Annotated in this window: 14 protein-coding genes; 8 read left to right on the forward strand and 6 right to left on the reverse strand. The window is 71.0% G+C overall.

The window, feature by feature from the left end; genetic code table 11:
* Nucleotides 1-15 precede the first annotated feature (15 nt).
* From HNQ79_RS03995 to HNQ79_RS04025, 7 genes are all read left to right on the forward strand, one after another.
* Complete coding sequence (locus HNQ79_RS03995; protein WP_185026923.1) at nt 16-1,032, forward strand: proline racemase family protein; 1,017 nt, start codon at nt 16-18, stop codon at nt 1,030-1,032.
* Nucleotides 1,029-1,217 carry a hypothetical protein gene (locus HNQ79_RS04000; RefSeq protein WP_185026925.1) on the forward strand — a complete coding sequence of 63 codons (189 nt, stop codon included), beginning with the start codon at nt 1,029-1,031 and terminating at the stop codon, nt 1,215-1,217. The genes HNQ79_RS03995 and HNQ79_RS04000 overlap by 4 nt, the downstream gene beginning before the upstream one ends.
* Before the next feature lie 154 nt (nt 1,218-1,371).
* Nucleotides 1,372-1,539: a hypothetical protein gene (locus HNQ79_RS04005; protein ID WP_185026927.1), complete on the forward strand. Its 168-nt coding sequence runs from the start codon at nt 1,372-1,374 to the stop codon at nt 1,537-1,539.
* A 41-nt stretch (nt 1,540-1,580) separates the two neighbouring features.
* Nucleotides 1,581-2,300 (forward strand): GntR family transcriptional regulator, encoded by a 720-nt coding sequence (locus HNQ79_RS04010; RefSeq protein ID WP_185026929.1) that lies wholly within the window; start codon nt 1,581-1,583, stop codon nt 2,298-2,300.
* A gap of 76 nt (nt 2,301-2,376) precedes the next feature.
* Nucleotides 2,377-2,811 carry a VOC family protein gene (locus HNQ79_RS04015; protein ID WP_185026931.1) on the forward strand — a complete coding sequence of 145 codons (435 nt, stop codon included), beginning with the start codon at nt 2,377-2,379 and terminating at the stop codon, nt 2,809-2,811.
* Between the two features lie 151 nt (nt 2,812-2,962).
* Complete coding sequence (locus HNQ79_RS04020; RefSeq protein WP_185026933.1) at nt 2,963-3,511, forward strand: hypothetical protein; 549 nt, start codon at nt 2,963-2,965, stop codon at nt 3,509-3,511.
* Complete coding sequence (locus tag HNQ79_RS04025) at nt 3,512-4,078, forward strand: hypothetical protein (RefSeq protein ID WP_185026936.1); 567 nt, start codon at nt 3,512-3,514, stop codon at nt 4,076-4,078.
* A 75-nt stretch (nt 4,079-4,153) separates the two neighbouring features.
* Here the strand turns inward: HNQ79_RS04025 and HNQ79_RS04030 are convergent, their stop codons facing one another.
* The 6 genes from HNQ79_RS04030 to HNQ79_RS04055 form a co-directional block, all read right to left on the reverse strand.
* Complete coding sequence (locus HNQ79_RS04030) at nt 4,154-5,821, reverse strand: alpha/beta hydrolase (protein ID WP_185026938.1); 1,668 nt, start codon at nt 5,819-5,821, stop codon at nt 4,154-4,156.
* 172 nt (nt 5,822-5,993) lie between these two features.
* Entirely contained in the window at nt 5,994-7,523 is a 1,530-nt protein-coding gene (locus tag HNQ79_RS04035; RefSeq protein ID WP_185026940.1) for a helix-turn-helix domain-containing protein, read from the reverse strand.
* Nucleotides 7,524-7,608: 85 nt separating this feature from the next.
* Entirely contained in the window at nt 7,609-9,003 is a 1,395-nt protein-coding gene (locus HNQ79_RS04040) for an FAD-binding oxidoreductase (RefSeq protein WP_185026942.1), read from the reverse strand.
* Between the two features lie 116 nt (nt 9,004-9,119).
* Entirely contained in the window at nt 9,120-10,052 is a 933-nt protein-coding gene (locus tag HNQ79_RS04045) for a Vgb family protein (RefSeq protein ID WP_185026944.1), read from the reverse strand.
* A 214-nt stretch (nt 10,053-10,266) separates the two neighbouring features.
* Nucleotides 10,267-10,734, reverse strand: coding sequence for a pyridoxamine 5'-phosphate oxidase family protein (locus HNQ79_RS04050; RefSeq protein WP_185026946.1), 468 nt, complete (start codon nt 10,732-10,734; stop codon nt 10,267-10,269).
* Nucleotides 10,735-10,870: 136 nt separating this feature from the next.
* Nucleotides 10,871-11,281 carry a VOC family protein gene (locus HNQ79_RS04055; protein ID WP_185026948.1) on the reverse strand — a complete coding sequence of 137 codons (411 nt, stop codon included), beginning with the start codon at nt 11,279-11,281 and terminating at the stop codon, nt 10,871-10,873.
* A 270-nt stretch (nt 11,282-11,551) separates the two neighbouring features.
* On the opposite strand from HNQ79_RS04055, the gene HNQ79_RS04060 reads away from it, so the two are divergent.
* Nucleotides 11,552-14,371 carry an aconitate hydratase gene (locus tag HNQ79_RS04060; RefSeq protein WP_185026950.1) on the forward strand — a complete coding sequence of 940 codons (2,820 nt, stop codon included), beginning with the start codon at nt 11,552-11,554 and terminating at the stop codon, nt 14,369-14,371.
* The last annotated feature ends 43 nt before the right edge of the window (nt 14,372-14,414 follow it).

Genomic DNA, 14,414 nt, shown 5'->3' on the forward strand with positions numbered 1-14,414 from the left:
CCCCCGGAGGCCGACTTGCGCACCCGTCATGTCTTCCACGCCGTCGACTCCCACACCGAGGGCATGCCGACCCGTGTCATCACCGGTGGTGTCGGCCCCATACCCGGCGCCACCATGGCCGAGCGCCGACTCCACTTCGCCGAGCACCGCGACGCCGTCCGCACCCTCCTGATGTACGAGCCGCGCGGCCACGCCTCGATGAGCGGCGCGATACTCCAGCCGCCGACCCGCCCGGACGCCGACTACGGAGTCCTGTTCATCGAGGTGTCCGGCTCCCTCCCCATGTGCGGCCACGGCACCATCGGCGTCGCCACCGTCCTCGTCGAGACCGGCATGGTCGAGATCCACGAGCCCGTCACCACCGTCCGTCTCGACACCCCCGCGGGGCTCGTCTCCGTCGGCGTCCAGGTCACGGACGGGGCCGCCACCGCCGTCACCCTCACCAATGTCCCCGCCTTCAGCGTCGCCCTCGACCGCAAGATCGACGTCCCCGGACTGGGCACGCTCACCTACGACGTGGCCTACGGCGGCAACTTCTACGCCTTCGTACCCCTGGAGACCGTCGGCCCGGACGGCATCGCCTTCGACCGCACCCGCAAGGACGACATCCTCGCCGCGGGACTCGCCCTGATGGACGCCGTCAACGCCTCCGCCGGCCACCGCCCCGTACACCCCGAGGACGAACGCATCGGCGGCCTCAAGCACGTCTACTTCGCCGCCCCCGGCTCGGACGCCGTCCACTCCCGGCACGCGATGGCCATCCACCCCGGCTGGTTCGACCGCTCGCCGTGCGGCACCGGCACCTCGGCCCGCATGGCACAGCTGCACGCGCGCGGCGAACTGCCCCTGCACCGCGACTTCGTCAACGAGTCCTTCATCGGAACACAGTTCACCGGCCGCCTCGTCGACACCACAACCGTCGGCGAACTCCCCGCAGTCGTCCCCACCGTCACCGGCCGCGCCTGGATCACCGGCACCGCCCAGTACTTCCTCGACCCCACCGACCCCTTCCCCGGAGGATTCCTGCTGTGACCGGCACCCCGACGGCAGCCTCCCGGGTCGTCCCCCGCAGTCCCGACGAACCCGGCGACGTCGGCTGCGACGTCCCCGCCACCGGTGCCTGGGCGACGGCGGAGGCCGCCGACCGGGGCCACGACCCCCACGGGCGACCCCGGTGGCCGATCCGTCCCGGCCGACCACCGTACGCGGCCCGATGATCTCCGAGAACGCCCGCGAGAAGGTGCTGACCGCCGCGCGTGACCTCCCCCCCCGCTGGGCGGCAGGCGCGGGGCCGGGCCGGGCTCGTACGCCGAACCGGGCCCCGTCGAGCGGGTGCCGTCCGGGCACCCGCTCCTGCGCGAGGAGGTCTTCGTGACCGGCCGTGTCAACGCCCCCTCCACCGGCGCCGACTTCCACCTTCCGTTCGGCGGCACGAAGTCCTCGCGTCACGGCCCGCGCGAACAGGGCCGCGGCGCACTCGACTTCCGCACGTCCACCCGGACCTACGCACTCCACCGGGCGACCGTCAGCGCAACGTGACATTGTACGCTGGGCAGTCCGTAGCAACCCGGAGGGCCGCCATGGGCGAACTCACGCGACAACGTCACCTCGTCACCGCCCAGGAGCGGCTGCGCGACCAGGTCGCGAACGCTCTGCGCGCGGCACTCATCGCGGGCGAACTCCGACCGGGCTCGGTCTACTCGGCACCCGGTCTCGCGGCCGATTTCGGCGTCTCCGCGACGCCCGTGCGCGAGGCGATGCTCGACCTGGCCAGGGAGGGCCTGGTCGAGCCCGTGCGGAACAAAGGCTTCCGGATCACCGAGGTCAGCGAACGCGACCTCGACCAGTACGCGGAGATCCGCGCCCTCATCGAGGTGCCCGTCGTCGGCCGGGTGACCCGGTCCGCCACGCGCGAGCAGCTGGAGGCGCTGCGCCCGGACGCCGAACAGATCGTCGCTGCCGCGCGCGAGCACGACCTCATCGGCTACCTGGAGGCCGACCGCCGCTTTCACCTCACCCTGCTCGGCCTCGCCGGCAACGAACGGCTGGTGGAAACCGTCGGTGACCTGCGCAAACGCTCCCGCCTCTACGGCCTGACCCGGCTCGACGAGCGCAACGAGCTGCTGCCGTCCGCCGAGGAGCACATCGAGCTGCTCGACCTCATGCTGACCGGGGACGTGGCGGCGGCGGAGGCGTGCATGGCCCGCCATCTGGGGCACGTGCGGTCACTGTGGGCACAGGCCCGCGACGAGCCGGTGGAACCGAGCCGGCCGACCGCCCGGAAGCTGGGCGTCCGCTAGCGGGGGACGCACCGGCGCACCAGGATGGGGACGTCCGAGTCAGCACCCGGCAGTGCCGGGCAACGGAGGGCCATCCATGGAGTACACGCTCGAAGTCGTCATCGTCCCGGTGAGTGATCTGGACCGCGCGAAGGACTTCTACGCAGAGAAGTGCGGGTTCACGGCCGACGTCGACATGCAGATGGGGCAGTCGGCGCGGGTCGTCCAGCTCACCCCGCCCGGGTCGCGGTGCTCGATCGCGCTGACGCAGGGCATGGCACCGCCCGCCCAATGGGTCACTCCGACGGAGCCGGGAGCGCTGCAGGGGCTCCAGCTCTGCGTGGTCGACGTGGAGGCCGCGCGGGAGGAGCTGGCGGGGCGGGGTGTGGAGGTGAGCCCGGTGATGCATCTGGGGGAGAAGGGATGGACGGAGGGGAAGGGCGACACCTGGAACTCGTGGGCCTACTTCAAGGACCCGGACGGGAACGGCTGGGTGCTGCAGGAGGTCCCGGCCCCGCTCGCGGAGCGGTAACCACGGCGCCGGTGCCGCCGACGGCATTGCTTGGCTGCTGCGAACGACGCGGCTGACGCAGCACAGATATGGAGCAACTCCCCCTCATGTCAATGCAGTTATCGGGTACGCGTGAGACTTCTACCCGTCTGCGGAATGTGCGGAGAGTCCGATGCGCCAGGCCACCGAGTGGCTCGACCGTCACCTGTGGGTGTACGCCCTGCTGAGCTGGCTGTCCGCCACCGGGGTGCTGGTCCTGCTCAGTCCTGACCGGTCGCTCCTGAGCGCCGCGCTGCGGGCGGCCGGCATGACGGCGATCGCGATGGGCATCCTGACCTACCGCCGACGCAAGGACTGCGAGGCGATGGGTGCCGGGGAGGACCGGTTGGTCTCCCGGGACCGGCAGCTCCAGCGGGGCGAGGTGCCGAAGGACGAGGCCGGGCGCGAGGAGATGCGGCGGCTCGTGGCGAAGCGCCGGCACACCTCGCGGCACTTGAAGTGGCTGCTGCCCCTGTGGTGTCTGATGATGGGCGGCATCGCGCTGCTCATGCTGGTGGGACCGCTGGGCCCCCGGTATGTGTGGGCGGGCGCGGGCGTCGTCGTCTTCATCGCCTGGTTCGTCTGGGTCGCCCGGCGTACCCGGACCAGGCTGACCGCCATGGAGAGGGCGCTGGGCACAGCCTCGTCCGCCGAAGAACCCGAGCGTGCGGGGCGACGCTAGATGCCGGACGCCTCCTCCCGCGCCCCGAGCGCGTTGCGGCGCGCGACCGCGTGGCTGAACGACCGTCCGTGGCTGTACCTGGTGCCGGTCTGGATCGTCGTGCTGCTGGTGTACGGGTCGGTCGAGTGGGGGTCGCCCTGGGCGCGAAGCGCCCTCCTGGGTGGCCTGATCGGCCTGACGTCGGCGGGTGTGAGCAGCTGCCGGAGCCGTTCCGAAGCGAGGGCGAGCGGAGTCTCCCTGCCCGAACTTGCCGTCTTTGAGACGCAGTTGAGGCGCGGCGAAGTGCCCGACCGAGCACAGGACCGGGAGGCCATGCGTGCCCTGGTCACCAGGCGCCGCAGCCGTATGCGCAACCGGAAACGGGTGGTTGCGGTCTTCTTCGTTCTCCTGGCCGGTATCGGTGTCGCGTCCCTGTGGGGGATGGAGCTGCCGTACTCCGTGCTCGCCCTTCTGCTCTGGTGCGTGCTCGCCGTCCTTTTCGTCACGGAGAACCGGCGCCTGCGGGCCCGGCTGGACCGCATGCACCGGGCCCTGGCGGCCGACCCGCCCCGTGCGCCGCGCACCTAGCGCCGGCATCAAGATGCCGACGGCGCCCGCCCCGGGGCAGGCGAAGGCACGACGGCGCTGCGGCGGAACGAAGCACTACGAGTCCGCCCGTGGTGCCTTGACGCAGGTGGGATCCTGCCGCGGCAGTTCGCCGGTGGCCAGGTACCGGTTGACCTCGTCGTCCACGCACGTGCTGCCGTAACGCCCGTAGAGTCCGTGCCGGTTGGCGCCCTTCAGGGTGAGGAGTGCGGAGCCCGGCAGCTGGTCGTGCAGGGCGACGCTGCTCCGGTACGTGGTGCGCGGGTCGCCGGTGGCGGCCACGATCAGCGCCTTGGCGTCGCGCTGCACCCGGGTGGGCTCCTCACGCGGCCGGTCCCAGAAGGCGCACGGGCCGATGTTGTGGGTGAGTGGACCTAACAACGGGTGGGCCGCACGGCTGCGTTCGACGTCCCGCCAGTAGGTGCGGGGCGCGCGTGGGGCGGCCACGTCCCCGCAGAGGACGGCGTGCTGCACGCCCGAGGGCTCGCCCCCACCGTGCAGCACGTAGCGCAGAGCCGCGGCGAACTCCGGTGACAGCGCCACCGGTGCCGCTCCGGCGGCCGCCCCGGCCAGTACGGACATCTGCTCGCTGAAGGCGGCGCGCGCAGGGTCGGTGTCGTCCGCCGTGGCCGAGTAGAGGAGCGCGGGCACCTGGGTGTCGTCGAGCCGGAAGGCGTCGGCGCCGGTGCCGATCTGCAACGGTTCGCGCGCGGACGCCGCGACGACGCGCTCGACGGTGGCGAGCACCGCCGCCCGGCTACGCCCCAGGCCGTAGGTGTTGTGGCGTCCCGCCGCCCACCCGGCCCAGTCGGCGAGCGCCTTCTCGTTCTCGCGCTCGGAGCCCTTGAGCATCCGCGGTCCGTAGTCGGCCGGGGCGAACGCGCCGTCGAGCACCACCCGGTCGTAGCGGCCGGGGAACATTTGCGTGTAGACCGTGCCCAGGTAGGTGCCGTACGAGTAGCCCAGGTAGGAGATCTTCCGCTCGCCGAGCGCGCCGCGGATCACGTCCATGTCGCGGGCCGTGTTGCGAGTGGTGACGTGCGGAAGCACCGAGGCCGGCAGTGTTGTGCCGACGCGGGGGAGTACGGAGGTGCCCGCGGAACGGCACTTGGCCGCCAGGTTCTTCTGCAGAGCGACCTGGCGGTCGAAGCCGGCCCGGCCCGCACCGGCCGAGAACCAGGCCGTCCCGACGGGCCAGCCGCAGTCCAGCGGCGTACTGCGTCCGACGAAGCGCGGGTCGAAGCCGACGATGTCGTAGCGCGGACCGACGTCCTTCATCGCCTTGCGGATGACCGGCGGGGCCTGGAGAGCGGGCCCGCCGGGGCCGCCGATGTTGAGGAGGATCGCGCCGATGCGGTGTCGGGTGCCGGTGGCCTTGAGCCGGGAAACCGCCAGGGTGATCGTGCGTCCCCCGGGGTCGGCGTAGTCCAACGGCACGCTCAGGGCGGCGCATTGCAGTCCGGTGCCGTCCATGGCACGGCCCGCCGCGTCCTGGGTGCTCCGGGCGCAGCTGCCCCAGTCGGGGCGTTGCCGGTAGTAGCGGTCGAGCGATGACCAGGAGCCGTTTCCGGTGGGAGCATGGGACGCCTGACCTGTCGAAGCCCTGAATCCGGGGCCGGCAGCCGTCCCGGCGTCGGAGGCCAGGGAGGGGGACGTGCTCAGACAGGCGGCGAGGGCCAGCCCGGCGGCGGAGGCGCGGCGCGCGGCGGGGTGCAGAGGGGACATGGGTCTCCGTACGTCGTGGGTTGCCTCGACGTTAGGAATCCGACCCGGTGCGGCACATCGCCCCCGGGCACGAGGACCTGGGTCCCGTCCGCGCCCCGACCCGGGACCAGCGGCCCGGTGGGCCTCCTCCTGAGGGAGGAGGCCCACCGATACCCCTGCGTACCGGCTTTCGTCAGATGTCCCGGAAGATCTCGATCTGCGCGCCCACCGAGTTCAGCCGCTCCGCCAGGTCCTCGTAACCCCGGTTGATCACGTACACGTTGCGCAGTACGGACGTGCCCTCGGCGGCCATCATGGCGAGGAGGACGACCACGGCCGGGCGCAGGGCCGGGGGGCACATCATCTCGGCGGCGCGCCAGCGGGTCGGGCCCTCGACCAGTACCCGGTGCGGGTCCAGGAGCTGGAGGCGGCCGCCGAGGCGGTTGAGGTCGGTCAGGTAGATCGCGCGGTTGTCGTAGACCCAGTCGTGGATGAGGGTCTGGCCCTGTGCGGTCGCCGCGATGGCCGCGAAGAAGGGCACGTTGTCGATGTTGAGGCCGGGGAACGGCATGGGGTGGATCTTGTCGATGGGCGCTTCGAGCTTCGACGGGCGCACCGTCAGGTCCACCAGGCGCGTACGCCCGTTGTCGGCCTGGTACTCGGCCGAGCGGTCGTGGTCGAGGCCCATCTCCTCCAGCACCGCGAGTTCGATCTCCAGGAACTCGATCGGCACCCGGCGGATGGTCAGCTCGGACTCGGTGACGACGGCCGCGGCCAGCAGACTCATCGCCTCGACCGGGTCCTCGGAGGGGGAGTAGTCCACGTCCACGTCGATCTCCGGCACGCCGTGCACGGTAAGCGTCGTCGTGCCGACGCCCTCGACCTTGACGCCGAGCGCCTCCAGGAAGAAGCACAGGTCCTGGACCATGTAGTTGGAGGACGCGTTGCGGATGACGGTCGTGCCGTCGTGCCGGGCGGCGGCCAGCAGGGCGTTCTCGGTCACCGTGTCGCCGCGCTCGGTCAGGACGATCGGCCGGTCGGGGCCGGTCGACCTCTCGACCTCCGCGTGGTAAATGCCCTCGGTCGCGGTGATGTCCAGGCCGAAGCGGCGCAGCGCGATCATGTGCGGCTCGATCGTGCGCGTGCCGAGGTCGCAGCCGCCCGCGTACGGCAGTTTGAACCGGTCCATGCGGTGCAGCAGCGGGCCGAGGAACATGATGATGGAGCGGGTCCGGCGGGCCGCGTCGGCGTCCATCGCCGCCATGTCCAGTTCGGCGGGCGGGACGATCTCCAGGTCCTTGCCGTCGTTGACCCAGCGCGTGCGGACGCCGATCGAGCTGAGTACCTCCAGAAGGCGGTACACCTCCTCGATGCGTGCCACCTTGCGCAGCACCGTGCGGCCCTTGTTGAGGAGGGTCGCGCACAGCAGCGCCACGCACGCGTTCTTGCTGGTCTTGACGTCGATCGCGCCGGACAGGCGACGACCCCCCACCACGCGCAGATGCATCGGACCCGAGTACCCGAGCGACACGATCTCGCTGTCGAGGGCTTCACCGATTCGGGCGATCATCTCAAGGCTGATGTTCTGGTTGCCGCGCTCGATCCGGTTCACCGCGCTCTGGCTGGTGCCGAGTGCGTCCGCGAGCTGCGTCTGGGTCCAGCCACGGTGCTGACGCGCGTCACGGATGAGCTTGCCGATGCGTACGAGGTAGTCGTCTGCCATGGGGGGAAGGCTATCTCAGATATGAGATGACAACTCACTCGACTGGGCCAAGGGGGTGACGGGCCTGGCGATCCGTCAGCCGCGTTCAGCGCTCCGAGGGGGCGATGTTGCGGTTGTAACGGAAGAGGTTGTCGGGGTCCAGGTGCCGCTTGAGCTGCCGCAACCGCAAGTAATCGGAGGGAGAGAATCCGCCTCGGGTCTGCTCCTGCGAAGCCCGCTCCCCGTCCCCGAACTCGAAGAGCAGCGCGCTGCCCGTCGTCCACGGCGCGAGCGCCGCCCTCACCTCCCGCTGCACGTCACGGGAGAGGCCGAGGTCCGCCGCTCCGTCGATCGGTGTGAGGAGTTGTACGAGGTACTGCGCGTCCCGGTGTCCCACCGCGCCGCCGCCGCCTTCCGGCGTCCGCGCCAGCGCCCCGCCGAGGTGCCGCACTCCGAGTACGCACATGATCCCGGCGGACGGGCCCGTCGCCTTGAGCACCCCGTCGAGCGTGCTCCCGTCCGGGAGGGCGCGGAGCAGCACACCCGTACCCGCGTACGCGTGCGGGAAGGGCGGCTCACGGTAGATGTGGCCGCTCTCCGTGTACGGCATGTCGCGGAGGTCGTCCGCCAGCCGGGGCGCGACCGCCCGCAGCGGGGCGACGAGCCGCTCCCCCTCCTCGGCGGGCCCGTTGAACACGACGCGGACGTGCGCCACGTACCGTCCGCGCAGGTCGTCGGGGAGCATCGGCAGGTCGGGGTAGGGGACGAACCCGATCGACGAGGTCAGCGTCCCGGGCACGGTCGCCGTCCACTCCCCGTACACCCGCATCAGTTCGTGCGCGTGCTCCCCGTCGAAGAGCAGCCCGCCGCCGTAGACCCGTCGCACCGGGACCAGGCCCACCTCCATCGCGGTCACGACCCCGAAGTTGTGCCCGGCGCCGCGCAGCGCCCAGAACAGTTCCGGGTCGCTCGTCGCGTCGACCGTCCGCGCCTGTCCGTCGGCGGTGACCACTTCGACGGTACGGACGTGGTCCGACGCGTACCCGAACTCCCGCGCCAGCAGGCCGATTCCGCCGCCCAGCAGGTACGACACCGCGCCCACCCCGGGGAACGATCCGCTCAGCGGCGCCAGCCCGTGCCCGGCCGCCTCCTCGACGACCCGCTCCCACCGCGCGCCCGCCCCGATCCACGCCGTGCCCGCCTCGGCGTCGACGCGCACGCCGTCCAGCGCGCGGGTGGCGACCAGCACCCCGCCGTCCGCGGCGACCGACAGCCCGTGCCCGGTGGCCTGCACCGCGACGGGCAGCTTGCGCCCCGCCGCGTACGCCACGGCGATCCGTACGTCCTCGGCGCTCCCCGCGACGACGACCACGTCGGGCCGGTGGGTGTACGCCGTCTGGAATCCGGCGAGTTCCGCCTCGTACCCCTCGTCACCGGGAAAGTGCACCGACCCCTCGACGCGGGGGAAGTCCCCGAACTCTTCCGTATGCACCACTGCCATGCTCCTCACCTCGCCACCGCCCGTGCGGTGTCGTCCTGTGCGGAACAGCCTCTCCGGCAAACAGGCCACCCTTTGGCCTGTTTGCCGGAGAGGTCGGGAGGTGCGGAGAAGGCGCGTCAGGCGATCCCGACCCGGGCCAGCGACCCCGTCTCCATCGCCACCCACAACGCCCCGTCGGCGCCCAGCGCGATGGCGTGCGGCTCGGAGGCGGGGGAGGGGACGGCGTACTCGTCGATCCGGCTGCCGTCGGCGGTGATGCGGCCGACCCGGTTGGCGCCCCACATGGTGAACCACAGCGCGCCGTCGCCGCCGGTCACCAGGGCGTGCGGGCGCGAGGTCCGGTCGGGCAGTGGAAACTCGCGGATCCTGCCGGCGGCGTCGATCCGGCCGATCTGTCCCGCCCCGATCTCGACGAACCACATGGCCCCGTCGGGTCCCGCCGTGATGCCGACCGGGCCGGCCTCGGGGGTGGGCAGCGGGTGGATCTCGATGCCGCTTCCGTCGGTACGGATCGAGCCGACCGCGTTGGCCAGGTTCAGCGTGAACCACATCCGCTCCCCGTCCGGACCCGCGGCGATGGCGGACGGATAACCCCCGGCGACGGTTCGGGGCAGCACGAACTCGCTCACCTCGCCGTCGGTGGTGATCCGGCCGATCCGGTCGGTGTTCATCTCGGTGAACCACACCGCGCCGTCCCCGCCCGCCGCGATCCCGTACGGCCCGCACTCCGGGGTCGGCAGCGCGAACGAGTCGACCGTGCCGTCCGCGGCTATCCGGCCGATCCGGTGCCCCTTGTACTCGGTGAACCACAGTGCCCCGTCGCCGGGTCCCGCGGCGATCACGGTGGGCCCGCTGTCCGCGGAGGAGAGCGGGTACGACGACACTCCGCCGCGGGGCGAGACCCGGCCGACGCTGCCCTCGTGCACCTTGGTGAACCACAGCGCGCCGTCCGGACCGGTGGCGATGCCGTACGGTCCCGCCTCGCCGTCGGACACCGGGACACCGGTGATGGTGACGCGCGGACCAGAGGAGGACTGGGGGTGTGGCATGCGGGGGAACTCCTTCACGGAACTGCCGGGGGTGGGGGGCTGGGCGCGCGCGAGGAGCGCCCGGGCCTGAACGGGCCCTGCGATCATGCTAGTTGCCGGCCGTGCGATCGGTCTGTCGCCTCCCCGTCCGCTGCCGCGCAATCCTTCCGCGGCCGTTCTGCCCCCTGCCGGTTCGCCGTCCGCCCAGCCGTGCGCGGTCGTCGTCGTGCACCGTTCAGCCGAGCCAGTGACCGTCCCGCATGAGGTCGCGCCCCCGCAGCTCGTTGGCCTCCCGCCAGGCCTGCACGCGCCGCGGCCGGACCAGGAAGTACTGGTACGTCGAGGCGAGCTCGCGCGGGTCGAAACCGGTCTTGGCGGCGAACGCCCCGCCCGTCCTCGGATCGAGGTCGGCGAGGTCCACCGGCTCCGCGACGCCGTCGACGAGGACGACGTCACGGGTGGGACCCAGACTCAGCCGCACCCGCCCGTCCGCCAGGAGGTTGCGCCCGGTGACCGACGCGCGGGGCGTGGAGAGCAGGAACGCGGACCCGTCCCAGAGGAAGGAGAGCGGAACGAGGTGGACGCCGCCGGGGGAGCCGTCCGCCGAGCCCGCCGTCGCCACCCACAGGTCGATGTCGTTCTCCAGCCTCGCCCGGGTGTCCCGAAGCCGCTCCGCGAGTCCGCGAGGTGGTGCGTCCGTCATGCTTGCTCCCGTTCGCCCGTGGCACCGACGGGCGCCAGAGTGGAGGACGCGAGCGACGACGCCCCGGTTGCTTCCCACACGAACCCGTCCGGGCCGGCACGACACCGCCGTACCGTCCTGACCGGTACGGCTGCCGTCAGCGCAGTTCCTGGATGCGGATCAGGTTGCCCGCCGGGTCGCGGAAGGCGCAGTCGCGTATCCCGTACGGCTGCTCGGTCGGCTCCTGCACGATGTCGGCGCCGTTCGCGCTGACCCTCTCGAAGGTGGCGTCGAGATCATGTGTCGCCAGCAGGATCCAGCCGTACGTCCCCTTGGCCATCATCTCGGCGATCGTGCGGCGCTCGTCCTCGGTGATCCCGGGGTCGGCGCCCGACGGCGCGAGCAGGAGCGCGGTATCGGGCCGCCCCGCCGGGCCGACCGTGATCCAGCGTATTTTTCCCTGGCCGACATCGCTGCGCACCTCGAAGCCGAGGACATCGCGGTAGAAGACCAGCGAGGCGTCCGGGTCGTCGTGCGGAAGGGAGCTGGTGTGCAGGGAGACGTCCATGGCCCGATGCTAGGTACCGCCCGGCGCTCGTGCTCCTCGAATGCGATCCTGCCCGCACCTTTCCCTTCCGGCCCCGGCCGGGCATGACCGAACAGCGGCCATGTACTAGAGTTATCTCGACATCGAGATATCTGCCCAGCGCGCCGCAGTCGCCACTTCTGGTAAGGGTCACCTAACTAAGCCTTACCTTAGCGGGTCGGCCCGGAGTCGTGGCGGCAGGATTGCTGTATTGCGGTAGAACGCGCACTTTTTTGACTGAAGGAGACTGTCGTGTCGGCGAACAGCTTCGACGCCCGCAGCACGCTGCGCGTGGGCGACGAGTCGTACGAGATCTTCAAGCTGGACAAGGTCGAGGGCTCCGCGCGCCTCCCTTACAGCCTGAAGGTGCTGCTGGAGAACCTGCTCCGCACGGAGGACGGCGCGAACATCACCGCCGACCACATCCGGGCGATCGGCAACTGGGACTCCCAGGCCCAGCCCAGCCAGGAGATCCAGTTCACGCCGGCCCGCGTGATCATGCAGGACTTCACCGGCGTGCCCTGTGTCGTGGACCTCGCCACCATGCGTGAGGCCGTGAAGGAGCTGGGCGGCGACCCGGCGAAGATCAACCCGCTGGCCCCGGCCGAGCTGGTCATCGACCACTCCGTCATCGCCGACAAGTTCGGCACGGCCAACGCCTTCCAGCAGAACGTGGAGCTGGAGTACGGCCGCAACAAGGAGCGCTACCAGTTCCTGCGCTGGGGCCAGACCGCCTTCGACGAGTTCAAGGTCGTCCCCCCGGGCACCGGCATCGTCCACCAGGTCAACATCGAGCACCTGGCCCGTACGGTCATGGTCCGAGGTGGCCAGGCGTACCCCGACACCCTCGTCGGCACCGACTCGCACACCACCATGGTCAACGGCCTGGGCGTGCTGGGCTGGGGCGTCGGCGGCATCGAGGCCGAGGCCGCGATGCTCGGCCAGCCGGTCTCCATGCTCATCCCGCGCGTCGTCGGCTTCAAGCTGACCGGTGAGCTCCCGGCCGGCACCACCGCCACCGACCTGGTCCTCACGATCACCGAGATGCTGCGCAAGCACGGCGTCGTCGGCAAGTTCGTCGAGTTCTACGGCGAGGGCGTCGCCGCCACCTCGCTCGCCAACCGCGCCACCATCGGCAACATGTCGCCGGAGTTCGGCTCCACCGCCGCGATCTTCCCGATCGACGACGAGACGCTGAAGTACCTGCGTCTGACCGGCCGCGACAAGCAGCAGGTCGCGCTCGTCGAGGCGTACGCCAAGGAGCAGGGCCTGTGGCTGGACCCGGCCGCCGAGCCGGACTTCTCCGAGAAGCTGGAGCTCGACCTCTCCACGGTCGTCCCCTCCATCGCCGGCCCGAAGCGCCCGCAGGACCGCATCGTCCTCGCCAACGCCGCCGAGCAGTTCGCCGTGGACGTCCTCAACTACGTCGACGCGCCCGTCCCGCAGCCGGCCAAGGCGCAGGGCTCCCCGGTCGACGAGGCCAGCGACGAGTCCTTCCCGGCCAGTGACGCCCCGGCCTACGGCAGCGACGACAACGGCGCCGGCGCGCCCGAGCACGCCTCCTCCACCGGTGCCGCCGTACCGTCGAACCCGGTCACCGTGACCGCCGCCGACGGCTCCACGTACGAGCTGGACCACGGTGCGGTGACGGTCGCGGCCATCACCTCCTGCACCAACACGTCCAACCCGTACGTGATGGTCGCCGCCGCGCTCGTCGCGAAGAAGGCCGTCGAGAAGGGCCTGACCCGCAAGCCGTGGGTCAAGACCACCCTCGCCCCGGGCTCCAAGGTCGTCACCGACTACTTCGACAAGGCCGGGCTCACCCCGTACCTCGACAAGGTCGGCTTCAACCTGGTCGGTTACGGCTGCACCACCTGCATCGGCAACTCGGGCCCGCTGCCCGAGGAGGTCTCCAAGGCCGTCAACGACAACGACCTCGCGGTCACGTCGGTCCTCTCCGGCAACCGGAACTTCGAGGGCCGCATCAACCCCGACGTCAAGATGAACTACCTGGCCTCCCCGCCGCTGGTCGTCGCGTACGCCATCGCCGGTTCGATGAAGGTCGACATCACCACGGAGGCCCTCGGCACCGACCAGAACGGCAAGCCGGTCTACCTGGCCGACATCTGGCCGACCGAGGCCGAGGTGAACGACGTCGTCGCCAACTCCATCGGCGAGGACATGTTCAACAAGTCCTACCAGGACGTCTTCGCGGGCGACGCCCAGTGGCAGGCCCTGTCGATCCCCACCGGCAACACCTTCGAGTGGGACAACGAGTCCACCTACGTGCGCAAGCCCCCGTACTTCGAGGGCATGACGATGGAGACGACCCCGGTCGAGGACATCGCGGGCGCCCGCGTCCTGGCCAAGCTGGGCGACTCGGTCACCACCGACCACATCTCCCCGGCCGGTGCGATCAAGGCCGACACCCCGGCCGGTCAGTACCTCACGGAGCACGGCGTCGAGCGTCGCGAGTTCAACTCGTACGGCTCGCGCCGAGGCAACCACGAGGTCATGATCCGCGGCACGTTCGCCAACATCCGCCTGCGCAACCAGATCGCGCCGGGCACCGAGGGCGGCTTCACCCGCGACTTCACCCAGCCCGACGCACCGGTCTCCTACATCTACGACGCGTCGCAGAACTACCAGGCCGCCGGCACCCCGCTGGTCATCCTGGCGGGCAAGGAGTACGGCTCGGGCTCGTCCCGCGACTGGGCAGCCAAGGGCACCGCGCTCCTCGGCGTCAAGGCCGTCATCGCCGAGTCGTACGAGCGCATCCACCGCTCGAACCTCATCGGCATGGGCGTCCTCCCGCTCCAGTACCCGGAGGGCGCCTCGGCCGAGTCCCTGGGCCTGACCGGCGAGGAGACCTTCTCCATCACGGGCGTCACCGGTCTCAACGACGGCGGCATCCCGGACACGCTGAAGGTCACGGCAGCCCGCGGCGCAGCCGCTGATGGTGACAGTGTCGAGTTCGACGCCAAGCTGCGCATCGACACCCCCGGCGAGGCGGACTACTACCGCAACGGCGGCATCCTCCAGTACGTGCTGCGCAGCCTGATCCGCAGCTGACCGCGACCGGAGTACGTTGACGGGCCGCACCCTCTCGGGGTGC

Origin of the sequence: Streptomyces candidus, assembly GCF_014207445.1 — a bacterium.
Classification (GTDB): domain Bacteria; phylum Actinomycetota; class Actinomycetes; order Streptomycetales; family Streptomycetaceae; genus Streptomyces; species Streptomyces candidus.